22 protein-coding genes and 2 pseudogenes are annotated in these 22,562 nt (G+C 72.8%); 9 read left to right on the forward strand and 15 right to left on the reverse strand.

Translation table 11 applies throughout. The features are described from left to right. Positions 1-77 precede the first annotated feature (77 nt). The 8 genes from ABZ098_RS26605 to rpmG all read right to left on the reverse strand — a co-directional run bounded on the left by ABZ098_RS26605 (position 78) and on the right by rpmG (position 3,569). Entirely contained in the window at positions 78-320 is a 243-nt protein-coding gene (locus tag ABZ098_RS26605) for a DUF397 domain-containing protein (RefSeq protein WP_031042736.1), read from the reverse strand. A 148-nt stretch (positions 321-468) separates the two neighbouring features. Further along, positions 469-930 carry an SRPBCC domain-containing protein gene (locus ABZ098_RS26610; protein WP_356595201.1) on the reverse strand — a complete coding sequence of 154 codons (462 nt, stop codon included), beginning with the start codon at positions 928-930 and terminating at the stop codon, positions 469-471. Next, positions 927-1,295 carry a metalloregulator ArsR/SmtB family transcription factor gene (locus ABZ098_RS26615; protein WP_356595203.1) on the reverse strand — a complete coding sequence of 123 codons (369 nt, stop codon included), beginning with the start codon at positions 1,293-1,295 and terminating at the stop codon, positions 927-929. The genes ABZ098_RS26610 and ABZ098_RS26615 overlap by 4 nt, the downstream gene beginning before the upstream one ends. Positions 1,296-1,305: 10 nt before the next feature. Beyond that, positions 1,306-1,677 (reverse strand): VOC family protein, encoded by a 372-nt coding sequence (locus ABZ098_RS26620; RefSeq protein WP_356595205.1) that lies wholly within the window; start codon positions 1,675-1,677, stop codon positions 1,306-1,308. 64 nt (positions 1,678-1,741) lie between these two features. After that, positions 1,742-1,975, reverse strand: a complete 234-nt coding sequence (gene rpsR, locus ABZ098_RS26625; RefSeq protein ID WP_356595207.1) for a 30S ribosomal protein S18 — start codon at positions 1,973-1,975, stop codon at positions 1,742-1,744. Beyond that, on the reverse strand, positions 1,975-3,153 hold the full coding sequence (locus ABZ098_RS26630) for a GTP-binding protein (RefSeq protein ID WP_356595209.1): 1,179 nt from the start codon (positions 3,151-3,153) through the stop codon (positions 1,975-1,977). Before ABZ098_RS26630 ends, rpsR begins: the two co-directional genes overlap by 1 nt. Further along, a complete protein-coding gene (locus ABZ098_RS26635; RefSeq protein WP_356595211.1) occupies positions 3,153-3,401 on the reverse strand; it encodes a type B 50S ribosomal protein L31 in 249 nt (82 codons plus the stop codon). The genes ABZ098_RS26630 and ABZ098_RS26635 overlap by 1 nt, the downstream gene beginning before the upstream one ends. Positions 3,402-3,404: 3 nt before the next feature. After that, entirely contained in the window at positions 3,405-3,569 is a 165-nt protein-coding gene (gene rpmG, locus ABZ098_RS26640) for a 50S ribosomal protein L33 (protein WP_019753828.1), read from the reverse strand. 62 nt (positions 3,570-3,631) lie between these two features. On the opposite strand from rpmG, the gene rpmB reads away from it, so the two are divergent. The 4 genes from rpmB (at position 3,632) to ABZ098_RS26660 (ending at position 5,410) form a co-directional block, all read left to right on the forward strand. Continuing rightward, a complete protein-coding gene (gene rpmB, locus ABZ098_RS26645; protein ID WP_055721790.1) occupies positions 3,632-3,868 on the forward strand; it encodes a 50S ribosomal protein L28 in 237 nt (78 codons plus the stop codon). A gap of 21 nt (positions 3,869-3,889) precedes the next feature. Further along, the gene (gene rpsN, locus ABZ098_RS26650; RefSeq protein ID WP_123990817.1) at positions 3,890-4,195 is read left to right on the forward strand and encodes a 30S ribosomal protein S14; all 306 of its coding nucleotides are present in this window, start codon (positions 3,890-3,892) and stop codon (positions 4,193-4,195) included. Positions 4,196-4,262: 67 nt separating this feature from the next. After that, a complete protein-coding gene (locus ABZ098_RS26655; RefSeq protein WP_356595213.1) occupies positions 4,263-4,763 on the forward strand; it encodes a hypothetical protein in 501 nt (166 codons plus the stop codon). Between the two features lie 89 nt (positions 4,764-4,852). After that, a complete protein-coding gene (locus tag ABZ098_RS26660; RefSeq protein ID WP_356595215.1) occupies positions 4,853-5,410 on the forward strand; it encodes a DUF4232 domain-containing protein in 558 nt (185 codons plus the stop codon). Here ABZ098_RS26660 and ABZ098_RS26665 read toward each other — a convergent pair. Further along, positions 5,391-6,455, reverse strand: a complete 1,065-nt coding sequence (locus ABZ098_RS26665) for a DUF2786 domain-containing protein (RefSeq protein WP_356595610.1) — start codon at positions 6,453-6,455, stop codon at positions 5,391-5,393. The genes ABZ098_RS26660 and ABZ098_RS26665 overlap by 20 nt on opposite strands. A gap of 234 nt (positions 6,456-6,689) precedes the next feature. On the opposite strand from ABZ098_RS26665, the gene ABZ098_RS26670 reads away from it, so the two are divergent. The 3 genes from ABZ098_RS26670 (at position 6,690) to ABZ098_RS26680 (ending at position 9,865) form a co-directional block, all read left to right on the forward strand. Then, positions 6,690-7,319: a LysE family translocator gene (locus ABZ098_RS26670; RefSeq protein ID WP_356595217.1), complete on the forward strand. Its 630-nt coding sequence runs from the start codon at positions 6,690-6,692 to the stop codon at positions 7,317-7,319. Positions 7,320-7,380: 61 nt separating this feature from the next. Further along, positions 7,381-8,124 carry a Clp protease N-terminal domain-containing protein gene (locus tag ABZ098_RS26675; RefSeq protein WP_356595219.1) on the forward strand — a complete coding sequence of 248 codons (744 nt, stop codon included), beginning with the start codon at positions 7,381-7,383 and terminating at the stop codon, positions 8,122-8,124. A 49-nt stretch (positions 8,125-8,173) separates the two neighbouring features. Beyond that, positions 8,174-9,865: a bifunctional 3'-5' exonuclease/DNA polymerase gene (locus tag ABZ098_RS26680; RefSeq protein WP_356595221.1), complete on the forward strand. Its 1,692-nt coding sequence runs from the start codon at positions 8,174-8,176 to the stop codon at positions 9,863-9,865. On the opposite strand, the gene ABZ098_RS26685 is transcribed toward ABZ098_RS26680, so the two are convergent. From ABZ098_RS26685 to ABZ098_RS26700, 4 genes are all read right to left on the reverse strand, one after another. Then, positions 9,866-13,327, reverse strand: coding sequence for a BTAD domain-containing putative transcriptional regulator (locus ABZ098_RS26685; protein WP_356595223.1), 3,462 nt, complete (start codon positions 13,325-13,327; stop codon positions 9,866-9,868). It lies immediately after the preceding gene. 363 nt (positions 13,328-13,690) lie between these two features. Further along, entirely contained in the window at positions 13,691-14,584 is an 894-nt protein-coding gene (locus ABZ098_RS26690) for a glycosyltransferase (RefSeq protein WP_356595225.1), read from the reverse strand. Positions 14,585-14,770: 186 nt separating this feature from the next. Next, on the reverse strand, positions 14,771-15,193 hold the full coding sequence (locus ABZ098_RS26695) for a DUF3052 domain-containing protein (protein WP_356595227.1): 423 nt from the start codon (positions 15,191-15,193) through the stop codon (positions 14,771-14,773). 130 nt (positions 15,194-15,323) lie between these two features. Continuing rightward, a complete protein-coding gene (locus ABZ098_RS26700) occupies positions 15,324-15,518 on the reverse strand; it encodes a hypothetical protein (protein ID WP_356595229.1) in 195 nt (64 codons plus the stop codon). Between the two features lie 249 nt (positions 15,519-15,767). On the opposite strand from ABZ098_RS26700, the pseudogene ABZ098_RS26705 reads away from it, so the two are divergent. Continuing rightward, positions 15,768-15,845: pseudogene (locus tag ABZ098_RS26705) on the forward strand (hypothetical protein); the annotation flags it as partial. Here the strand turns inward: ABZ098_RS26705 and ABZ098_RS26710 are convergent. Then, a pseudogene (locus tag ABZ098_RS26710) lies at positions 15,845-17,068 on the reverse strand (glycosyltransferase family 4 protein); the annotation flags it as partial. The pseudogenes ABZ098_RS26705 and ABZ098_RS26710 overlap by 1 nt on opposite strands. After that, on the reverse strand, positions 17,016-19,193 hold the full coding sequence (locus tag ABZ098_RS26715; protein WP_356595231.1) for a glycogen debranching N-terminal domain-containing protein: 2,178 nt from the start codon (positions 19,191-19,193) through the stop codon (positions 17,016-17,018). The pseudogene ABZ098_RS26710 and the gene ABZ098_RS26715, both read right to left, overlap by 53 nt. A gap of 304 nt (positions 19,194-19,497) precedes the next feature. Here ABZ098_RS26715 and fxsT point away from each other — a divergent pair, with 304 nt between their 5' ends. Beyond that, entirely contained in the window at positions 19,498-22,518 is a 3,021-nt protein-coding gene (gene fxsT, locus ABZ098_RS26720; RefSeq protein WP_356595233.1) for an FxSxx-COOH system tetratricopeptide repeat protein, read from the forward strand. Positions 22,519-22,562: the final 44 nt, after the last annotated feature.

Below are 22,562 nucleotides of genomic sequence, written 5' to 3' on the forward strand. Positions count from 1 at the left end.
TTACGACGCCGCGGTTCTACGCGCGTCACTGCGTGCGCGACCACGGTTACCGCGGGTCACTCAAGGGCGGACGAGGATCAACCGGCTATCAGGTGGTCGAACTCGCCGTCCTTGATGCCGAGAAGCATCGCCTCGATCTCCGCGCGCGTGTAGACGAGCGCGGGGCCGTCCGGGAAGCGGGAATTGCGAACCGCAACTCCCCCGTCCGGCAGGCGCGCGAACTCCACGCAGGAACCCTGCGAGTTGCTGTGCCTGCTCTTCTGCCAGGCCACCCCGCGCAGATCCGTGGCCGTCATGCCGTTGTACACGTCGAGGTCCACAGGTCGCTCCCCGGTGGTGCGGTGGCCGTGTGGCCAGTGATGCAGCGGTCAACTAGTCCGGATCATAGCTGTGTTCACGTGCAGATGCATGAGCAGATGCACGTGCACGAGGGGTGTTCCCGCGGTTACAGATGTGACGTGTGGGGCGTCAGATGCGTTCCATCATGCGCCCCAGTGCCCGCATCACATGCGTCCGCCAGCCCCCGTCCATGATCGTCCGGGCCATGAGCTGAGCGGGGTCGTCGGGATCGAATCCCTCGTGCACTAGGAAGAGACGCGTCCCGCGCCCTTCCTGTTCCACCTTCCATGTCACGGTCCAGTCCGCCGAGTTGGCCGGGTCGGCGTCGGTCCACCGCAGACGGAGCATCCGCTGCGGCTCGAAGGCGAGGACCTCCACGTCGACGGTGCCCGAGAAGTCCGCGTTGGGCCGCGGGACGGAGGTCATCGTGTACCGGTGCCCGACCTCCAGCCGGAACGCCTCCGCCCCCCGCATCTGCCACTGCGCGAGCAGCGCGGGCTCGGTGAGGGCGCGCCAGACCTTGGCGGGCGGGTGCGGGAAGAACTGGTCGACGCGGATGACCGTGGGGTCGCCGTCGGGTACGTCGTTCATGTCACGTCGCCGTCGGGCATGCGGTCGAGCAGGGCGCCCAGGTCCTGCAACCGGCCGCGCCAGAACCGCTCGTACGGATGGAGCCAGTCCTGCACCTCGGCGAGCGGGGCCGCCTCCAGGCGGTAGATGCGCTGCCGGCCCGAGCGCTGCTCGGAGACGAGGCCGGCCTCGCGCAGCACCCGCAGGTGCTCGGACAGGCTCGGGCGCCGCATGTCGAAGTGGTCGGCCAGGGCCTGGACGGGCTGAGGGCCGCCGTCGCGCAGCAGCCGCAGCACCTCGCGGCGTACGGCGTTGGCGAGGGCGGCGAAGACGCGGTCCGCGTCGGCCTCGGTGGTCGTGGCCTCGACGGCTCCCGGTGCGGTCATGCGGGCCTTCCTACGGGTGAGCCTCCGTCAGCAGCATCAGACCGTTGCCGTCGGGGTCCGTGAAGGAGGCCATGCGGCCCCACGGGAGCTCGTCGGGTCCCTGGACGGGGGTCCCGGCCTCCGCGAGCCGCGCACAGTCCGCGTCGACGTCGGTCGTGACCAACATGATCCCCCGGGCCGAGCCGGGCTCGAAGCCGCCCATGCCGGGACCGGAGAGCGTGAAGACGGTCTGCGCACCCTCGGGGGCCACCTGGAGCCAGCGCCCCTGGGGCAGTCGCCGGTCGGCGGTGACGGTCAGACCGAGGACGTCGGTGTAGAAGCGCAGGGCGCGGTCCTGGTCGGAGACGGGGAGGGTGACGAAGGAGGCGTGGGTGATGGCCATGCCCCGAGAATAGGTAGGAGATTCCCTACGCGTCAACCGTAGGAAATCTCCTACCTATAGCCCTTCACCTGGTGGAGTAGGGCAGCAGTGCCATCTCGCGGGCGTTCTTGATGGCGCGGGCGAGCATGCGCTGCTGCTGGGCGGACACGCGGGTCACGCGGCGGCTGCGGATCTTGCCGCGGTCGGAGATGAACTTCCGCAGCAGGTCGGTGTCCTTGTAGTCGATGTAGGTGATCTTGGCCGCGTCCAGCGGGTTGGGGCGGTTCTTCGCGGGCTTGCGCTCGGGCTTGCGAGGCATCAGACCTCCAGGAGGGTGTCGAAGGCGGGTGGGAGGCGCTTCCAGGCGTCGCGGCCGGCCGCGTACTCGGCGTCGGTGAGCAGGCAGGACTCCAGGAGCCGTTCGAGCCCGTCGCGGTCGAGGCCGGGCGAGGTGAAGACGAGGTGCTGGCAGCAGTCGCCGTGCTCGGGGTGCCAGTCCATCGCGGCGGCCGCCCGGCGCACCGGCGGGACCATGTCCCAGGCGGCGTCGGGCAGCGAGGCCAGCCACGGACCCGCGCTCTCCACGCACAGGGCGCCACCGGCCGCGTCCCAGTGCAGCAGGACGTCGGGCTTGTCGGCGAGCCAGAACCGGCCCCGGCTGCGGGCGGCGGCGCAGGTGATGTCCTCCAGCGCCTCGTACAGCCGCTCCGGGTGGAAGGGCCGCCGGCGGTGCCAGACGAGCGTGGCGACACCGTGCGCGTCGGCCTCGGCGGGCAGCAGGGCGCAGGCGGGATGCTGGGCGGCCGCGGCGGACTCCACGTCGAACCCGGCGAGGGCGGCGCGGGCCAGGGGCGAGTGCGCGGAGTGCCGTACCGGATGGCGGGTGCCCGCATCGTCGGTCGGCTCGCCGTCCCGGATCGGGACCCGGCGGGCCGTCGGGTGGAGCTGGGCGAGGAGTTCGTGGTCCTCCTCGTCGGCCTCCGGGGAGTCGAGGACGGCGAGGACGGGGGCGTACTCGAGCTGGCGGGCGAAGGTGTCGGCCACCGTGCGCTGGTCGGTGGCCGCCGCGGCGAGGCCGCCGTCGGCCAGGTCGTCGCCGTTGCCGAGGTAGGGCAGGACGAGGGCCGGGTCGACCGCGGTGATCACGCCGGTGACCGTGAGGCCGCCGGCCGCGACCACCTCGGCCATCGCCTTGGGCTCGACGGAGTCCCACAGCTCGACGACCGCCAGGCGCAGCGTCCCGGCCGCGTCCAGGCGGCGCAGCTCCGGGACCAGGTCGTCCCGGAGCGCGCAGCAGGCGCAGTCGTTGACCAGGGGCGCCTCACCGGCGGACAGGACGCCGGTGGCGTCGCGGATCGTCCGTACGACGGTGCCGGCGGCGGCCGTCGCCAGGTCGTGGTGGAGGACGACACTGCCCGGCACGTCGGCGAGCAACTGGCCGACGGCCGCCCTGCGCGCGTCGGCGTGCAGCCCGCCGACGATCACGACGGAGAGCATCAGCCCTTCTTTCCGTACCGGCGCTCGAAGCGCTCCACGCGCCCTGCGGTGTCCAGGACGCGGGCGGTGCCGGTGTAGAAGGGGTGGCTGACGTTCGAGATCTCGACGTCCACGACCGGGTAGGTGTTGCCGTCCTCCCACTCGATCGTCTTCTCGCTCGTCATGGTCGAGCGGGTGAGGAAGGCGTGGTTCGCGGCACGGTCACGGAAGACGACGGGGCCGTAGGACGGGTGGATTCCCTCGCGCACGGGTCAGCGCTCCTCTCGGAAGTCGACGTGGCGGCCGACGACCGGGTCGTACTTCCGCAGGGTCATACGGTCCGGGTCGTTGCGGCGGTTCTTGCGGGTCACATAGGTGAATCCGGTCCCGGCGGTGGACCGGAGCTTGATGACCGGACGGAGTTCGTTGCGAGCCATGCTGCTATCTTACTGAAAATGAATTCCATTTACACAACTGCTCCGAGAGAGGTGCGTCACCCGTGTCCGCCCACTGCATGCTGACCGGAGCCCAACCGGGCTTCGGCAACCGCATCTCCCACTCCCACCGGCGCACCTCGCGCCGCTTCGACCCCAACATCCAGTCCAAGCGCTACTGGCTGCCGAGCGAGGGCCGGTACGTGCGGCTGCGACTGAGCACCAAGGGCATCAAGACCGTCGACACGATCGGCGTCGAGGCGGCCGTGGCACGGATCCGCGCGCGCGGTGTGCGGGTCTGAGGATTCGAGGGGAGAACCGGTATGGCCAAGAAGAGCAAGATCGCGAAGAACGAGAAGCGCCAGGAGATCGTCGCGCGGTACGCCGCACGGCGGGCCGAGCTGAAGGAGATCATCCGCAGGCCCTCGTCCACGGACGCCGAACGGCTCGCCGCGCAGGAGGAGTTGCGGCGCCAGCCGCGGGACGCGAGCGCCACGCGCGTGCGCAACCGGGACCAGGTGGACGGACGCCCGCGCGGCTACTTCCGGGCCTTCGGGCTGTCCCGCGTGGGGCTGCGCGAGCAGGCGCACGCGGGATATCTGCCAGGTGTCCGCAAATCGTCCTGGTAGCTCTCACGGGTGGTGCTGGTAGCTTGCTGCGGTCGTCCGGCCGACCGCTACACCTTGGGAGCTTCCAGTGACTTCGGCGATCTTCTCGCGCACTGTGCCGGCCCGGCGGGCCGGGCTGGCGGCCGCGGGGCTGGTGGGTGTGCTCGTCCTGACCGCGTGCGGCGGCGGGGGCTCGGACGACGACACGTCGCCCAGCTCCAGCCCCTCCGTGCCGCCCCCGGCGTCGCCCTCCGCCTCTGCCTCCGGTACGTCGTCCGCGGCGTCCGGCGAGGTCGCGGGGAGCTGGCTGACCACCGCCGGCGGCAAGGCGGTGGCGTTGCTGGTCAACGGCGACCAGGCCGGGCTCTTCGCCACCGGCGGCACGGTGTGCAGCGGTACCGCGAGCGCCGAGGCGATCCGCCTCACGTGCACGGACGGCAGCAAGGACCGGGCCGAGGGGACGGTCGAGTCGGTCAGCAGGACCAGGCTCAAGGTGAAGTGGTCGGGCGGAGCCGGCACCGAGACCTACACCCGGGCCGAGGGCGGTCAGCTGCCGAGCGGGCTGCCCACGGCGGGTCTCGGGTCGTAGCGCAGGACGTCGATGGGGGTCGGGCAACCGTGGCGTCCCGGCATGCGTGATGATCCATGCACCGGATCGCTCACATCAGAGGACTTCACATGCGCGCCGCCCCCCTCGCCGTCACCGCCCTCGCCGCCGCCCTGCTCCTGACCGGCTGTTCCGGCGACAGTGACGGCTCCGGCAGCTCGGACGGCTCCGGTGGTGACAAGGCCACCGCGAGCTCCGCGAACGGCACCACGTGCCGGATCGACGCCATGGACGTGGAGGTCGGCCCCGCCAACGTGGCGCCCGCCGCCGGGGACACCGGCAACATCCCCGTCACGCTCACCAACCAGAGCGCCGGGTGCACGTTGGACGGCTTCCCCGGCATCGGCCTGAAGGCCGCGGACTCCTCGGCGAGCGTCTCGCCCGACAAGGGCGCGGCGTCCGCGAAGGTGACCCTGGCCAAGGGCACGGCCGCCACCTTCACCCTCACCTACACGCGCGGCGAGGCCGGCGCCAAGGCGAGCCTCGACGTGCAGACGCTGGAGATCGGCCTGCCGGGAGCCGACACGCGCAAGAGCTTCAAGTGGTCGTACGGGCCCGTCCAGGGCAAGGGCGACAACGCCGGTGACCCGACCGCCTCCGTCGGCGCCTTCACTCAGGCCGGCGACTGAGCCGGGGCCGGTTGCCGACCTGCGCGCGGTCGGCCGCCCGGGCGCCCTCGGTCCAGCCCGCCTCGTCGCTGACACCGCGCAGCCGGGTCGTGGTGGTCCGCGGGAACATCCGTTCCATGCGGTCGGTGACGGCGACCTCGCGGGAGGCGAGGACCGGCAGCAGGTCGTCGGTCACCGGGGCCTCGGCGGCGGCGCGCAGGCGGTCGCCGAGGCGGTGGGCGTAGGCCGCGAGGAACGACTGCCGGAACGTCTTGGTGCGCTTGCGGCCGCCCGCCCGCTGGGCCGCCTCCGCCTTCGCCATCGCGGACTGCGCCTGCACGAGCAGCGAGGTGTACAGCAGCTCGACCGCCGCCAGGTCGCCCTCGAAGCCGACGACCGTGGAGAAGGCGAACGGTTCGTTCCACACCGCGCGGCAGTGGTTGGCCGTGGCCACCGCGTCGAGGAGCACCGCCTTGGCCTGCTCGTACGGCGGCTCGACCCCGATCCGGCAGGCGCCGGGGGTGTCCTTCGCGGGCGCCCGGGCGTCGAGCAGCGCCTCGTCAACACTGTGCCGGGCCATCAGCTCCTGCGCCTTCGCGGTGAGCGCCTCGGCCTCCTCCGGGAAGCCGGTCGCCTCCGCCTTGGCGAGCAGGGCGCGGATCCGGCCGAGCGTGCGGGCGTCCGACTTGGACTCCCCGTTGTGCTCCCGCCGGGGTTCCTCCAGCGGCTCCAGCGCGGGCAGGCGCAGCAGCAGTCGGTACAGCTCCAGTACGGCGGTGGCGTGCGTGAAGCGGTCGGGGCGGGGGGTGTCGTCGCCGGGCTCCTCCAACTGGGCCAGCTGCGCGGTCCAGCGGGGGCCGCGCGGGCGGTCGTCGGGGGCCTGCGCGCGGATCAGGGCCGTGGCGAGCCGCACATGGGTGTCGTCCAGGTCCCGTCGCACGATCCGTACGACATCGGCGGGCTGCCAGCCGCGCCGCCAGGCCTGCGCCACGAACTCGGCCCCGCGCCGGGCCAGTTCGGCGTCCGTGGCGGGGTCGGCGGCGAGCAGGGAGGCACCGGTGTCCAGGGCGGTGTCGTCGTCGGCGTAGAGGGCGGTGCGGAAGGCGCGGTCGACGGTGGCGGTCGGGTCGCCGTTCGTGTCCCTGGTCTTGTCGGCGCCCGGGCCGCCGCTGTTGTGGGCGCCCGCGCCGCTGCTCCTGTGCCTGCTCGTGCCGCTGCTCTCGCTCCTGCTCACGGGGCGATCGTCTCACTCCCCGAAAATCGGTCGCCCACGCGCGCGTGCCGCTTCGAGCATGGCCGCATGGTGGACATGTCTCTGTACGCGGCGTTTCTCGTCGCCGCCTTCGCGCTCTGTGTCACTCCCGGCCCCGACATGATGTTCATCGTGGCGATGGGCGGCCGGGGCGGGCCCGCCGCCGGGGTGATGGCGGCGTTCGGCGTGGCCTGCGCCATGCTCGTGCACACGGTCGCGGCGGCGCTCGGGCTGTCGGCGCTGTTCAACACGCTGCCCACGCTCTACCACGTGCTGCGCTGGGTGGGAGCGGCCTACCTGCTGTACCTGGCGGTGAAGGCGTTCCGGGACCGGTCGGTTCCGGGTGAGAGCGGGGACACCGCCGGTGGGACGGGGATGCGGCGGGCCTTCTGGCAGGGCGCCGTCACCAATCTGCTCAACCCCAAGGTGATCCTCTTCAACGTGGCGTTCCTGCCCCAGTTCGTGAACCCGTCGCTCGGACACGTGCCGGGGCAGCTGCTGCTGCTCGGGATCACGCTCGTGGTCATGGGGTTCCTGTGGGACGGCGGGGTGGGGCTGCTCTCCGGGCGGCTCGGGACCGTCCTTCGGCGCAGCGCGCGCGTGAACCGGTGGATGAACATCGTGTCGGGGACGGTGTTCACGGGCCTCGCGGTGCGGCTGGCGGCCTCGCCGAAGTAGCGGTGGAACAAGAGGCAACCTCAGGTTGACAGCACAAGGGTGTCAACCTATGGTTGACAGCATGACGACGAACCCCACCATCACGTCATCCGTACGGCTCGACGACCTCATCACGGCCATCAAGAAGGTCCATGCCGAGCCCCTCGACCAGCTCCAGGACGCGGTGATCGCCGCCGATCACCTCGGGGAGGTGGCCGACCATCTGATCGGCCACTTCGTGGACCAGGCCCGGCGTTCGGGCGCCTCCTGGACGGACATCGGCAGGAGCATGGGCGTCACCCGGCAGGCGGCGCAGAAGCGGTTCGTGCCGAAGGAGTCGGCGGACCTCAGCGCCGACCAGGGCTTCAGCCGGTACACCCCGCGGGCCCGCAACGTGGTGATGGCGGCCCACAACGCCGCCATCACCGCCCGCAACCCCGAGGGCCGTCCCGAGCACCTGGCCCTCGGCCTGCTGGCCGAACCGGAGGGCCTCGCAGCGAAGGCGCTCGTCGCCCAGGGGGTCACCCTCGACGCCGTCCGCCAGGCGGCGACCGACGCGCTCCCGCCGGCCGCCGAGGAAGTCCCCGAGCTCGTCCCGTACGGCTCCGACGCCAAGAAGGTCCTGGAGCTCACCTTCCGCGAGGCGCTCCGGCTGGGCCACAACTACATCGGCACCGAACACATCCTGCTGGCCCTGCTGGAGTTCGAGAACGGCACGGGGGTCCTGTCGGGTCTCGGTATCGGCAAGGGGCCGGTGGAGGACGCCGTCGCCAAGGAGCTGGCGGTGTACACGAAGTCGCAGGGCGAGGAGGTCGAACAGCCCTGAGAGATGTCCGGAAGGTCCGTTGTCAGAGGCGGCTGGCAGACTCGCAGACATGACCGACCGGTGGGCTCTCGCTCCGGCCGAGGACGGTGGTGTGGAGGTCGCCGCCCTCGGCGCCGACGGGCTGCCCGTCGGGCCGGTGCGCTGGGAGCAGGACCTGGTCGAGGCCGTACGGGGGCGGCCGCAGGTGGCGCGGTGGGTGTGGCGGTCCACCGCCGAGGTCTATCCGCGTCTGCTCACCGCGGGGGTGCGGGTGGAGCGGTGCTACGACATCGAGGACGCCGAGACCCTCCTGCTCGGTCACGAGGGGCGGCACGGGGAGCCGCGTTCGGCCGTCGCCGCCCTGGCCCGCCTGCGCGGCGGCCCCGTACCCCCGGACCCGCCCCAGCGAGCCGCCGAACCGGGCTCGCAGTCACCCCTGTTCGAGCCGCAGAGCGTCCATGTGCCGCTGACCGATCTCGTCGCGGTCTACGCCGACCAGCAGCGGCGGCACGACGCCACCGCGCACCCCGACCGGATGCGGCTGCTGACCGCCGCCGAGTCGGCGGGGATGCTGGTGGCCGCCGAGATGAACCGCGCCGGGCTGCCGTGGAGCGCCGAGACCCACCGCCGGGTGCTGCACGAACTGCTCGGCGAGCGGTACGCCGGCGGCGGTGAGCCGCGCAGACTCGCCGAGCTCGCCGACGAGGTGTCCGCCGCCTTCGGACGCCGGGTGCGGCCCGATCTGCCGGCCGATGTCATCAAGGCGTTCGCGCAGGCCGGCATCAAGGTGAAGTCGACCCGGCGGTGGGAGATCCAGTCCCTCGACCACCCGGCCGTGAAACCGCTGATCGAGTACAAGAAGCTGTACCGCATCTGGGTCGCCCACGGCTGGTCCTGGCTCCAGGACTGGGTGCGGGACGGGCGGTTCCGGCCCGAGTTCCTCGCGGGCGGGACCGTCACGGGCAGATGGGTCACCAATGGCGGCGGCGGCCTTCAGATCCCCAAGGTGATCCGGCGTGCGGTGGTCGCCGACCCCGGCTGGCGGCTCGTCGTCGCCGACGCCGACCAGATGGAGCCGCGCGTCCTGGCCGCCATCTCCCGTGACCCGGGGCTCATGGAGGTGGCGGGCCGGGAGAGCGACCTCTACCAGTCCGTGTCCGACCGGGCCTTCTCCGGCGACCGCGACCAGGCCAAGCTCGCCGTGCTCGGCGCGGTCTACGGCCAGACCTCGGGCGACGGCCTGAAGAACCTCGCCGCGCTCAGACGCCGTTTCCCCAAAGCGGTGGCCTACGTCGACGACGCGGCCCGCGCGGGCGAGGAGGGCCGGCTGGTGCGGACCTGGCTGGGGCGGACATGCCCGCCGGCGGCCGGCGCGGGTGACGCGGAGGAGGCGGGCATACCCCAGGACGAGCCGGCCGGGCAGTCCGCTTCCGGCGAGGACGGCTGGGTGCCCGGGTACGCCTCGACCAACACCCGTGCCCGGGGCCGGTTCGCCCGCAACTTCGTGGTGCAGGGCAGCGCCGCCGACTGGGCGCTGCTGCTGCTCGCCGCACTGCGGCAGGCCTGTGCGGGGATGGCGGCCGAACTGGTCTTCTTCCAGCACGACGAGGTGATCGTGCACTGTCCGAAGGAGGAGGCCGAGGCGGTCGTGGCGGCGATCCGGGAGGCGTCGGACCTGGCCGGGCGGCTGACGTTCGGCGAGACGCCGGTGCGGTTCCCGTTCACGACGGCTGTGGTGGAGTGCTACGCGGACGCGAAGTGATCACCGTAAACCGGAGTCGTCGAGCAGGGCGATGAGCTCCTGAAGCACCGCCTTCTCGTCCGTGCCGTCCAGCGCGTCGAGAGCGGCCCGCCACTGCTCGTACGCCTCCTCGGTCCTGCCCCGCTCGCACAGCAGGAGCCCGTGCTGGTGGCGGGCGAGGGCTCCGGTGTAGCGGTCGGCGCGGGCGTCCGCGCGGCGCAGCAGTTCCGCGCACTCGGCGGCGGCGCGTTCGCCGTGGCCGATCAGGCGCAGGGCGCGGACCAGGCCGAGGCGGGTCTGCGACTCGCCGTGCCAGTCGCCGGGGCTGCCCAGGATGCGCAGGCTCTCCTCGAAGTGCGCCACCGCGGCGGCCGGTTCGCCGAGGGTGAGATGGGCGTGACCGATGTTGCAGTGCGCCGAGTGCCGGACGACCGCGCTGCCGGTCTCCTCGCCGATCGCCAGCGAGCGGCGGTGCTGCTCGATGGCGGCGCGCGGGTCGGTGTGCTCGTACAGGTTGCCCAGGTTGCTGTGGGTGACGGCCTCGCCGAAGGGGTCGTTCAGCCGCCGCGCGTAGGCGAGGCTCTGCCGCAGTGCCTCGCCCGCCTCGGCGTACCGGCCCAGGCCTTCGAGCAGCAGACCCCGGTTGTTGAGGCAGCGGCGCGTCCAGGAGTCCCTGCCGAGGCGCCGCCAGATCGCCAGGGCCCGGTCGTTGAGGGCCAGCGCCTCGCTGTGCCGGCCGGTGAGGAAGTGCAGCCCGGCCAGGTCGCCCAGGGCGCACGCCTCGGCCTCCTCGTCGCCGAGCCGCCGCGCCACCGTGAGCGCGGCCCGGCAGAGGATCTCCGTCTCGGCGACCCGGCCGCTGCGCTGGAGGAAGGGCGAGAGCAGCCGCAGCAGGGTGGAGACATGGGCGGCGGTGCGTTCGTCGGGGGTGTCCGTGTGCCGTTCGGTCAGGGCGACGATGTTCTCCAGCTCCGACTCGGCCCAGGCGAAGGCCTTCTCCGAGGAGGGGAACGGCGGGATGGCCAGCACGTGCGTCGCGTGCTCCGGCGGCTGCGCGGCGGTGGGGCGGCGGCGGTCCTCCAGGTCGAGGCCCGGTTCGAGGATCGCGGCAAGGGCGCGTTCGGCGACGGCCGCGTACCAGCGCAGGGCGGTGCGGGCGATGTCGGGGGCGTGGCCGGTGCCCGCGAGTTCCCTCGCGAAGTCGCGGACCAGGCCGTGCGGGGCGTAGCGGCCGTACGCCTTCTCCTCCAGCAGGGCCACGTCGACCAGGCGGTCGAGGGCGTCCTCGGCGCGGGTCTCGTCGGTGCCGTCGGTGCCGAGCAGGCGGGCGACGAGCGGGACGCCGTAGGTGGGCAGGTCGAGGGCGCCGATACGGCACAGGGTGAGCGCGGCGTCGCGGTCGGAGCGGCGGCCGGAGGCGGCGAGGGCGTCGTGGGCGACGGCCAGGGAGCGGCGGACGGAGAGGTCGTCGTACTCCAGGTGCCGCAACCGGTCCTCGGTGGCGGCCAGTTGGTCGGCCAGGACATCGGGGGTGAGGGCGTGCCGGGCGGCCAGACGGGCGGCCACGACGCGCAGGGCCAGCGGGAGGCGGCCGGTGAGCTCTATGAGGGGGTGTGTGGCGTCGATGGGGGCGGCGGTATCGGGGGTGGACGCGGCGTCGTAGGCGGAGGCGGAGGCGGTGCTGCCGTCAGCGGGGTCGGCGCCCTCGGTGCCGGGGGTGCCCGGGGTGGCGGGGGTGCCCGGGGTGGCGGGGGTGCCCGGGGTGGCGGGGGTGTTCCTGCCGTCCCGGCCCGACACCGCGCGCAGCAACTCCGCGCTCTCCTCGGCCGAGAGCGGGGCGAGCGGGAAGCGGTGGGCGTCGTCGAGGGCGGTCAGCGGGGAACGGCTGGTGACGATCACCGCGCAGCCGCCGCCGGCCGGCAGCAGCGGCCGTACCTGAGCGGCGCTCGCGGCATCGTCCAGCACCATGAGCGTACGGGTGGGCGCGAGCAGCGAGCGCAGCAACGCGGCTGCCGCGTCCGGGTGTTCGGGGATGCTGCGCGGGTCGGCGCCGAGGTCGCGGAGCAGGGCGGTGAGGGCCTGGGCCGGGGTGAGGGGGGTCATGCCCGGGGTGGCGCCCTGGAGATTGACGTAGAGCTGACCGTCAGGGAAACGTTCCCGCAGCTCATGGGCGACATACAGGGCGAGCGCGCTCTTGCCGACGCCGGCCATGCCACTGACGACACCGACGGCCGGGCCACCGTCGGGGGTCAGGGCACGGCGGAGGTCGGCGCGGGTGCTGAGACGGCCGGTGAAGTGGCCGGGGGGCGGAGGGAGTTGGGCGGGGCGGGGCAGGGGGACGGGGAGAAGGGGGGTTTTGGGTGCGGGGGGCAGCGGGTCGGCGGCGGGTGACGGGTGGGCTTGGTCGGTAGGGGATGACGGGTGCGCTTGGTCGGTGGGGGATGACGGGTGCGCTTGGTCGGTGGGGGGCGGCGGGGGGTCGGCGAGTGCCGCGTCTCCGCGCGTAGCGCCCGGGGGAAGCGCACCGGGAGAGGTCGGCCGGTGCCCCTGGCGTGCCTCACCGAAGTCAACGGCCCTTCCCTGGCGGCCGGTGGTGGCCGCCCGGTCCGCCTCGCCGCTCCGGCCGGGCTCGCCTTCCACCGCGGAACCCGGCCGGAGGTGCCGACGACGGTCGGACGCCGGCTGGTCGGACCCGGTGTCGGCCCGCCCGCCGCCGCCTCCCCCGCGCAGCACCTCCACATGTGCCTCGCGGACCGCCGGACCCGGTTCCACGCCGAGCTCCTCGACCAGGCGGGTGCGCAGGTCGCGGTGGACGGCGAGGGCCTCGGCCTGGCGGCCGGTGCGGTGGAGGGCGAGCATCAGCTGGCGGTGGTAGGACTCGCGCAGCGGGTGCTCGGCGGCCAGCGCGGAGAGTTCGGGGACGAGGGCGCCCGGCCGGGTGTCGGCGAGGGCCAGCTCGGCGTCGTAGTGCCACTCCAGGAGGAGCAGCCGGGCCTCCTCCAGGCGCTGGACCAGGGCGTATCCGGCGAGTTCGGAGGGGACCCCGCTCAGTGGTGCGCCCCGCCACAGCGCGAGCGCAGCCGCGCAGGCCTGGACGGTCTCGGCCCAGTTCCCGTCGGTGTGCGCGCGCCGAGCGCGGGCGGCGTGGCTCTCGAAGACCTGGACGTCGAGTTCACCCGGCGCGACGCGCAGCAGATAGCCGGGGGCCACCGCCTGAAGCCGTTCGGGGTCGTCGAGCAGCCGTCGCAGCCGGGAGACGTGGTTGTGGAGCGAGGCCTTCGCCGAGGCGGGCGGGGTGCTCCCCCACAGCGCCTCCTTGAGGGACTTGGTGGAGACGACGCGGCCGGCTTCGAGGAGCAGCGCGGCCAGCAGGATCCGCTGCTTGCGGCTGCCGACCATCCGCACTGCGCCGTCGTGGCCGTCGTACAGGATCGGTGGCCCGAGCAGTCCGAACCGCAGCCCCGACTGCGATCCGCGCCTCATCACGCCGCCCACTTCTGGCGGAAACCCGCCCTCTTCACGGCGGTTTCCCGCCAGCCGTCCGACGCCGGCCGCTGCCGGAATCCGCTGTCGTCCCGCGGCTGTACACCGTCGGTCCCCCATCACCGCCGTCTACTTCACGCCAACCGGCGGACGTCAAAACGTAGATGCGTTGGCCACATGTTAGCGATTTGTTGGCGCAACCTGATGTGATCACAACATCGGATCTGGCCCGAGGGCGCGCGCGTACGACGCGCAACTCGGGGGAGTGTCGCCGTCGTGGCCGGATCCGTGGGACGCGAGAGGGTCCCGGTCGGCGGAGGTGAACGACCGGGATCCTCGTCCTGTCCTCGAGGCCGGGGGCCCTCAGATCACGGGCGGGCGTCCCAGTCGGGTGAGGTGCCACACCGTTCGCCACCGCATCGCCCGCCGTTCACCGGCCGGTTCCCGCAGGCCCTCGACGAACCCGCCGAACCAGGCGCGCAGTCCGCTCGACGAACGGATCCGCAGCAGGGTGAGCGCCGTCCACACGCCGAGGTGCACGGGGATGAGCGGCAGGGGCAGCCGGCGGCGGACCAGCCAGACGCGGTTGCGGGCGTTGACCCGGTAGTAGATGGCGTGCCGGGCCGGTGAGGTGCGCGGGTGCCGGAGCAGCAGTTCGGGCGCGTACAGGATGCGCCAGCCACGGTCGGCGGCCCGCCAGGCCAGGTCGATCTCCTCGTGGGCGAAGAAGAACTCGGCGGGCCAGTCCCCGGTCTCGGCGAGCATGGCCATGCGGAAGGCGTGCCCGCCGCCCAGGAACCCGGTGACGTAACCTCCGCGCATCGGGTCGGAGGCGCCGACACGGGGCACGTGCCGCTGCTGGGTCTCGCCGCTCTCGTCGGCGATACGGAAGCCGACGATGCCGAGCCGCTCGTCCGCCGCGAACAACTCCTGAACGCGGCGCAGCACATCGGCGTCCACGAGCAGGCCGTCGTCGTCCAGTTCCACTACGACGTCCACGTCGCCGAAGTCCCGCAGCCGGGCCAGCGCCACGTTCCGCCCGCCGGGGCAGCCGAGGTTCTCCTCGACGTCGAGGGTGGTGACCTCGCCGGGCAGGGAGAGCCGCTCGGCGAACTCGGGCAGCCGGCAGCCGTTGCCCACGATCACGATCCGGGCCGGGGCGATGTCCTGCTCGGCCACGGACCGCAGCAGGGCGTCGACCTCGTCGGGCCGGTTCCCCATCGTCACGACGGCCACGGCGATCCTCGGCGCGCCCATGTCCTCACCTCGTCCCCTGCGTGCCCGGCATGCCCTGCGTCCGCTGCGTGCCCTACGTCCCCTGGTGCCGGTCGTCCCGATGGGCAGCAACCGGCGCGATGCTAGCCGTTCACGGCAAGGACTTCTCCGGTATGAGGAGGTGTGGCGGGGCGGTTCTCCGGCAGAGGTGTGCCCCCTGTGTCAGCCTCAGCCTCGCCGGTTCTCCTTCCGTCGTACGAACTTCAGGCCCGACCAGTCCTCCCCCAGCGACGCGACCTTCACGTCGACGACGCCGAGCGGCAGGAAGACCTCCCGCAGGGCGTTCTCGGTGATGTCGCTGACGTGTCCGGCGGCCCTGCGCGGCCAGGCGATCCACAGGGCGGCGTCGTCCGCGAGTCCGGCCACCAGGTCACCCGCCTCGGCGGCGAGCCGCGCGTACTCGCGGTGGAAGGCCACGGCGACGTCCGCGCCGCGCGGGCCGCCTGCGGTGACCTCGCAGTCGTCGGGCAGACCGGGGATGTCCCACCCCTCGGGGGCGCCGTCGAGCCGCACCCGGTGCCCCGCCTTGATGCCGAGCTTCCTGGCGAGGGGCGTGGCGGAGTAGCCGCCCGCCGACCCGGTTCCTGACATACGGCCCTCCGCGCGCTGGTCCAGCCCCGTCCACCCCATCGTGACGGCCCGGACGGAGGATGTCCGTCACGGACACGGCGTCCCGGGGCAGGCGTCCCAACCGGCACTCCGAACCAGCACCCCGAACCCTCTATCGCACCACCCGCGCGAGCAGCGTGGCGAGGTCCGCGAGGAACTGGAGCCAGGGCCGGGCCTGCTCCGCCCGGCGCCCGAAACGTCTGCGCCAACCGTCCGGCCGGAGGTCGCCCCGGCGCTGGATCGTCCTGTCCCGCACCCGCCGTAAGGACATGGCGCGGCTCGTTCCGGTGCGCTTGCGTCGCCTCATGCCGGGACGTTAGCCGCGTCCCGGTGGGTGGCGCAGGGCAGCGGACCGCCAAAGCGGGCGTGCGGTTATTGGCGGTAACGCGTAAACAGGCCGCGAGCGAGCCCCACACGGGCCCGTGCAGATCAGCGCGTGACCTCGAACGGGCCGCGCTCGGCGGGAAGTTCGTGTCGGTGACCCTCAGGGTGCGGGTGCAGGTGCAGCGGGCCTCCTCGCCGGAGACGGTCTCGCACAGGGGCCCGACCAGGACGCGTCTACCCGCTCCGGGGCAGTCCCTCGACGCGGTCCTCCACGAAGGCCGAGTACTGCGCGGACATCTTGTCGACGTAGGTGTGCAGGTTGAACTGGCGCTCCACGTGTCGGCGCCCCTGCTGTCCCAGCCTGCTGGAGAGCTCCGGGTCGAGGATCAGACTGCGCACCCGTTCACCGAGCTGATCGAGGTCGCCCGGCGTCACGACGTACCCCGTCCCGCCGTGGACGACGGCCTCCGGCAGACCACCGGTCGCGGTGACGACGACGGGCCGCCCGGCGGACATGGCCTCCAGCGGGGCAAGGCCGAGCGGCTCCGGGTAGTCGGAGGGGTACACGACCACGTGGGACTGGGCGTACAGCCGTGGCATGAGCTCCTTGGGGGTGGGGACCAGATCCACATGGGAGCGCAGGTTCAGGTCGTCGATGAGCCGGTTGAGCCGCAGCAGGAACCCCTGCTGTTCCTCGTGCCAGTCGACGACCTCGTGCGGGCTGGTCAGCACGAGGCGCACGGGCAGGCCCGTCCGGCGGAGCCTGCCGACCATGCGGACGGCCAGCTCGGCGCCCTTGTCCGGGATGAGGCGGGCGGGCAGCAGCACCGTGCCGGCGCCGTTGGCGCGGGCCGGCGGCAGATCGCGGAACCGGCTGGTGGCGATCCCCAGGTAGGTGCGCCGGGCCCGGATGCCCAGATGCGTGCGGCAGGCGAACGCAAGGTAGTCCGACACCACGTAATGGCCGTCCCACGACCGGCAGAACCGGGCCGTCCACGGGTCCTCGGGCCAGATGCTGTGGTAGGTGTGCAGCAACGGCGTACCGGTGCGCTCCCGGAGCCGGGTCAGCGCCAGTGCCGGGACCGGCGAGAAGTGGTGCAGGTTGTGTCCGTGCACGAGTTGTACGCCCCGGCTGTCCACGGTCCGCGTGAGCCACTCCAGCAGGTCGGACGCCTGCCGCTGTTCCAGGGGCGTCAGCCGCCTGCGCCCCCCGTTCGGGGCGGTGCGCTGGTACTCGGTCAGCCGCAGCAGGGGGTGGGTGAGGATGTCGACCTGGTCGACCGGCTGGGGCCGTGTCTCGCCGGTGAGCAGGGTCACCCGGTAGCCCCGGCGCGCCAACAGGGCGGCGTAGTCGGCCAGATGTGACTCGACGCCTCCGACCGTAGGCGGAAAGGCCCAGTGCACGAGAGCTATGGAGCGCCGCGTTTCGGTTGGCCCACCGCCTATCACGTATCTCCCTCTCGTCGGGGACCGTTCTGCGTCAGGTCGTGCGGAACCCGGATGCCTCGATACGCCACTCCTCGCCGTCGACACCCAGCACGTCCGTGCCGCCGTCGATGTCCACGCGCACGTCGAAGGAGTGTTCGCCGAGCCTCAATCCCCGAACAGAGTAGGGGGAATTCAGTCCCATGAGTGAGGGCGCGATCGGCCGTAGCGCCAGCCGTCGGCCGGGAACATCGACTTCCGGTCGCAGCATCGCGGAGCAGAGCAGCGCCGCGGACGCCGCCGCCCAGGCCTGCGGCCTGCACGAGGGGGGATACGGCGCCGGCTGCCCGAACCGGGACGAGGGATAGGCCGCGTACAGCTCGGGCAGCCGGTAGTCGAAGTGCGCGGCCGCGTCGAGCATGCCGCCCAGCAGGGTCGCCGCCTCCTCGACGAAACCGGTGGTGGCGAGGCCGTGCACGGCGATGGCGGAGTCGTGGGCCCAGACCGAACCGCCGTGATAGCTGAACGGGTTGAAACCGGCCAGGTGCGCGGAACGGGTGCGGATGCCCCACGGGGTGCGCAGTTCGTCGGACATGAGGGTCTCGGCGACCCACCGGTGTTCCTTGTCGTCCTGGAGGATGCCGGAGTTCAGCAGGTGCCCCATGTTGGAGGCCGGGCCGGTGACCGGGTGCCCGCTCCCGTCGACGGCGATGGCCGGATAGCGCCTGCCGTCCTGGCCGTCGACCCAGAAGAACCGGTGGAAGGCGGCGCGCAGCCGCTCGGCCCGTGCCCGCCAGCGTGCGGCCTCCTCCGGCTCCCCGGCGAGCGCGGTGAGGAGTTCGGCGTAGCCCGTGGCGGCCCGGTACGCGTATCCCTGGACCTCGCACAGGGCGATGGGCGGGTCGACTCGCCTGCCCTGCGCGTCCCGGATCGCGTCGGGCGAGTCCTTCCACCCCTGGTGCAGCAGCCCGTCGGCGCGGCCCTTGCCGTAGCTGATCAGGTCGTTGCCGTCCATCGCCTGCTCGACCCAGCCCATGGCGGCCGTCGCGTGCGGCAGCAGCGCCCTGACGTCCTCCTCGGCGAGGCCCCACTTCCACGCCTCGTGCAGGAGCACCACGAACAGGGGGGTGGCGTCCACCGAGGCGTAGTAGCGGGCGGGCAGCACCATGCCGTCGCCGTGCCGCGTCTCGGCGGGCCGCAGCTCGTGCAGGATCCGGCCCGGGGCCTCCTCCGTGAACGCGTCGTGGCGGGTGCCCTGCCGCCTGGCCAGGGCCCAGAGCGTGCCCCGGGCCAGCCCGGTCCCGAACGGGAGCATCATGCGGGCCGCCCAGATGCTGTCGCGGCCGAACAGCCCCAGGAACCAGGGGCATCCGGCGGCCACGAACTGGTCCTCGCGCTCCTCGGCGGAACTGTTGCGCTCGGCGAGCCGCAACGCCTCCAGGTCGGACAGGGCCCGCTCCAGCAGCGCGGCCATGCGCGCGTGCCCGGACACCTCGGCCCGCTGCCACGGGGCGCCCTGCCGCGGCGGCACCGGATAGCCCGCGACGGTCGTGGTCTTGCCGTGCACGAGCAGGTGTACGGACCACTCCTCGTCCGGCTCCAGCAGCAGCTCCCAGCGGAACTCCACCTGGCCGGGGCGGCCGTCGACCGGCGTGATCCGCGGCGGGGTCCCGCCCCCGGCCGGCCGCACGGGCTCGATCCGCAGCACGACCTCGCTCTTGTCGTGCGGGCTGTGCCACCGCACCGCCGGGACGACCCCCTCCACCTGCTCGCACGGGAGGTCGTCGACCGGCAGGCCCGCCTTGATCGTGGCGACGTCGGCGAGGTCGGTGGCGGCCACCACCGAGACGGTGAACCGGGCCGTCCGACCGCCGACGTTCTGCACCAGCACGGTGTCGCCCGACTCCCCCCGGTCCGGACGCCGTACGGCCCGCTCTCGCGCGACCAGCAGCCAGGGAGCGGACGTCGGGTCCTCGGACGACCGGCACACCGCCCTGAACAGCGCTTCCCGGGAGCCCTCGGGACGGTGGGCGACATGCTCCGGCTCCTGGCCGTCGACGAGCAGCCTGAGCGTGTGCAGCAGCCTGCGGTCCTGGTCGTAGAAGCCGTCGACCCCGGTTCCCCGCAGCTGTCCGTCCTCGCGGGACATCGCGAACGACGGCGCGGCCAGGCAGATCACCGTGTCGTCGAGAAACGGCTGACGGCCCGTCTGAGGGGAGGCGGAGTCGTTCACTGAAGTACCTTTCCGAAGCGCCGCGGGGCCCACTGCGACCGTGCCGGCCCGGCCCGTCGGGCGGTCGTCGCAACCTCGCACGCGGCGAGGGCGGTCGCCGGACAAAACACCCGGGGCAGCCGCTTGACGGGGAGCCACGATAACGGCTGGCCGCCCCCTCAGCCATCATGCGAGGTCGGGCGAGCCACGGGGGAACACCGGCGGGCCACGGGCGGGCGAGTTGTGCAACGGGGGCGCCAAAAGTCGTTCTCCGCCCCATACTTGTTGCCTCACATGGGGGAACGGTGTCGGGCGGGGGGATCCCATGCGCCGTAACAGTCGGGGCAGGCGACGTCTGGATCAGGTGCTGACCGTCACGGGCACGGCCGTGGCCGCGGGCGCCCTCGCCGGGGTCAAGTTCGTCGGCGGATGGGCGCAGTTCCTGGTGATCTGCCTGCTGGCCGCGGGCACCGGCCTCGGCGCCTACTCGGGGAACTCCCTGCGGGCGCGCGCCGCCGGGACTCCGCCGCAGGTGCTGATCAGCCACCCGCACGGCGACGAACCCTGGGCGCACTGGCTGGCCTGGCGCCTCCGGCGCATCGGGTACCTCACCTCCACGCGGCCGTGGGCACCGTCGGAGCAGTTGGTGCCGCCTCCGCCTGAGGTCGCCCCCGATCACGAACTCATCATCGTGTCCCGGGCGTTGGAGGACGCGGACCACTCGGCCGAGCACGCGCGCGTGGCCCGCGCACGCGGCAGATCCGTACTCGCCCTGGTGACCACGCACCGCCATCCGCCGTTGACGCGGTGGGCCGGTTGCGAGGTGCTGACGCTGGCCGCCCGTACGGCCGACGACGCGGCGGCCACCATCGACGCGCGGCTGCACCAGGCCGGCGCGGTCCCCCTGCCGGAGTACACGGCCCCCCATGTGGTCGGCGAGACCGAACCGCGCTATCCGGCCCTCGGCCCCCTCGTCACCAACCTGGACCGACGGGCGGTGTCGCACTTCGCGGCACGGCGCGAGGAACTCGCCCAGCTGCGCGCGGTCCTCGGCACGGTGAACGTCTCGGGCGGCGGCCGCACCTGCGCCATCCACGGCCTCAGCGGCATCGGCAAGACGCGGCTGGCCCTGGAGTACGCCCGCCGCCACGAGGATCTGTTCGACGTCATCTGGCGGATCGAGGCCGCCCACGCCCCCACCGCCCGCGCGAGTCTCCTCGCTTTGGCGCACCGGCTCCAGGACCTGCGCGATCAGCAGTCGGGGACCCGGGCCCAGCACGAGGACCGCGATCCGGAACAGACGCTCCAGCACCTGCTGTCCCACGAGTTACCCAGGACCAGGGCGCTGTTGATCTACGACGGGGCGGAGGACGACTCCACCATCCGGCAACTGCTGCCCGACACCGGGAACGGCGGGCAGGTCCTGATCACCTCTGTCAATCCCGTCTGGCAGCGCAGCGCCCCCCACCACCGCATCGCCCTGGAGGCGTTCACCGCACAGGAGGCCGTGGCCTTCCTGCGCAACGAGAGCGGGATCGACGACGAGGCAGGACTGGCGAAGATCGTCGACAGGCTGGGGCGGCTGCCCCTGGCCCTGGAGCCCGCGGCGGCCTCCCTGCGCGACGAACCCGACATAGACGCCTACCTCCAGGCCCTGGACCTTCCCTCACAGGTCGCTCCCTCCGCCCGTCCGGAGACCAGCCCTAGCGGTGCCCCGGCCTGGATCCACTCCTTCAACCAGGCAGAGACGAAGGACGCGCTCGCGGGACTGCTGCTGCGGCTGTGCGCCTTCCTCGCGCCGCAGGGCATCCCCAGCTACTTCTTCGAGGCCGACAAACAGCGCACCGACCTGCTGCCGAGGCCCCTCGCCGAGGGACTGGCACAGCAGTCACGCGACCGCCGTATCAAGGACACGGCCAGGAACTCCTCGCTGCTCACCGGCGAGGCGAAGCTGGTGATGCACACCCAGGTGCAGGCCGTGATCCGCGAGGAGATGCCGGCGACGGAGCAGACGTTCCACGCGGCGGCCGCGGTGTGCCTGGTCAACGGCTGGTTCCCGGAGGACCCGGAGCAGGAGAGCACCTGGCCCCGGTGCGTCGAACTGCTCCCCCACGCCCGGGTGGTGCTCGACCACTGCGGACGGCTCGGGGTCGTCGACGAGAACACCTCGACGCTGCTGCAGAGCATGGGCGAGTACTTCCGTGTGCAGGGCGACCGCACCGAGGCGGAACGGCTCCTGACGGACGCCCTGCGCCAGCGGGAGAACCTCTGGGGCCGGCAGAACTCGCTCGTCGCCAACACTCTGGTCTCCCTCAGCCGGCTCAAGGTGCTCAGCGCCGAGCTGCCCGAGGCGCGCAGCTTCGCCGAGAACGCGCTCGACATCCGGCTCCGCCTCGACGGCGACCGCGACCCCAGGACGCTGGAGAGCCGTATGCAGCTCGGGCGGGTCCTGCGCGAGCTCGGTGACTTCGACGGGGCGTCCGAAGCCGCGGCCCAGACGCTGCTGCGCCTGCGGAGGCTGTCCGAGTCCGACCCGGTGAAGATCGCCGACGGACTGTGCGACCTCGGCCTCGTCCGCTGGCGGCAGGGCCTGCTCGACGAGGCGCTCAGCCTGCACCGGGAGGCGCTCCACCTGCTGGAACGGGCGCCGGGGGACGGCGAGCCCGCCCGGCGCAACCGTACGGCGTTCGTCCACCAGGCGCTCGGGCTCGCCCTGTTGGACTCCGACGACCTGGAGGGAGCCGAGCAGCACCTCAGGAGCGCGCTGGACGTCCTGGAGTGCGCCGGGTACGCGGTGAGCCATCCGATCGTGCTCTCCTCGTCCGTGCACCTGGGCGAGACGCTCAGGCGGCGGGCCGCGCGGTACCGGGGGCGGGACGACCGGCGCTCCCCCGCACGCGAGCGCACCTCGCCGGGAGAGCGGGAGGCCGAGCGTCTGCTCGCCGAGGCGAAACGGATCTTCGACCAGGTGCTGTCCGCCCCGCACATGGACGGGGACCGGGACCACCCGGACCGGGCCTGCGCGCTGGTCCGCTACTCGCACCTCCTCCACGACCAGGGCAACAGCGAGGCGGCGTTGACGGAGGTCAAGAACGCCATCCGGATCTACACCGAGAAGTACGGCTCCCAGCACCCCTACGTGGCCGAGGCCCGCTACCGGCGGGCCCTGATCCGCAAGGGGAGCGGGGGCGAGCCGCCGCGCTGGCGGGAGGACCTGACCACGGCACGGGACATCTACCGGCGGGTGCATCCCCCGGACCACCCGCTCATCAAGCGGATCGAGGAGGAGCTGGGGGACGATCCCGGGCCGACGCAGGGGGAAACCGGGGACGACCCTCATCCCTGAGATCATCGAGAAGGCGCGTCGAAGCCCCGCCGGCCGGGATGGTC

The organism is Streptomyces sp. NPDC006335, from assembly GCF_040612795.1.
Taxonomy (GTDB): domain Bacteria; phylum Actinomycetota; class Actinomycetes; order Streptomycetales; family Streptomycetaceae; genus Streptomyces.

Excerpts from the sequence above, each read along its gene's own strand:
- ABZ098_RS26610 (WP_356595201.1), bottom strand. The coding sequence starts at position 930 with ATGAACGACGTACCCGACGGCGACCCCACGGTCATCCGCGTCGACCAG.
- ABZ098_RS26615 (WP_356595203.1), bottom strand. The coding sequence starts at position 1,295 with ATGACCGCACCGGGAGCCGTCGAGGCCACGACCACCGAGGCCGACGCG.
- ABZ098_RS26620 (WP_356595205.1), bottom strand. The coding sequence starts at position 1,677 with ATGGCCATCACCCACGCCTCCTTCGTCACCCTCCCCGTCTCCGACCAG.
- rpsR (WP_356595207.1), bottom strand. The coding sequence starts at position 1,975 with ATGCCTCGCAAGCCCGAGCGCAAGCCCGCGAAGAACCGCCCCAACCCG.
- ABZ098_RS26630 (WP_356595209.1), bottom strand. The coding sequence starts at position 3,153 with ATGCTCTCCGTCGTGATCGTCGGCGGGCTGCACGCCGACGCGCGCAGG.
- rpmG (WP_019753828.1), bottom strand. The coding sequence starts at position 3,569 with ATGGCTCGCAACGAACTCCGTCCGGTCATCAAGCTCCGGTCCACCGCC.
- rpsN (WP_123990817.1), top strand. The coding sequence starts at position 3,890 with ATGGCCAAGAAGAGCAAGATCGCGAAGAACGAGAAGCGCCAGGAGATC.
- ABZ098_RS26660 (WP_356595215.1), top strand. The coding sequence starts at position 4,853 with ATGCGCGCCGCCCCCCTCGCCGTCACCGCCCTCGCCGCCGCCCTGCTC.
- ABZ098_RS26670 (WP_356595217.1), top strand. The coding sequence starts at position 6,690 with ATGGTGGACATGTCTCTGTACGCGGCGTTTCTCGTCGCCGCCTTCGCG.
- ABZ098_RS26675 (WP_356595219.1), top strand. The coding sequence starts at position 7,381 with ATGACGACGAACCCCACCATCACGTCATCCGTACGGCTCGACGACCTC.
- ABZ098_RS26680 (WP_356595221.1), top strand. The coding sequence starts at position 8,174 with ATGACCGACCGGTGGGCTCTCGCTCCGGCCGAGGACGGTGGTGTGGAG.
- ABZ098_RS26685 (WP_356595223.1), bottom strand. The coding sequence starts at position 13,327 with ATGAGGCGCGGATCGCAGTCGGGGCTGCGGTTCGGACTGCTCGGGCCA.
- ABZ098_RS26690 (WP_356595225.1), bottom strand. The coding sequence starts at position 14,584 with ATGGGCGCGCCGAGGATCGCCGTGGCCGTCGTGACGATGGGGAACCGG.
- ABZ098_RS26695 (WP_356595227.1), bottom strand. The coding sequence starts at position 15,193 with ATGTCAGGAACCGGGTCGGCGGGCGGCTACTCCGCCACGCCCCTCGCC.
- ABZ098_RS26700 (WP_356595229.1), bottom strand. The coding sequence starts at position 15,518 with ATGAGGCGACGCAAGCGCACCGGAACGAGCCGCGCCATGTCCTTACGG.
- fxsT (WP_356595233.1), top strand. The coding sequence starts at position 19,498 with ATGCGCCGTAACAGTCGGGGCAGGCGACGTCTGGATCAGGTGCTGACC.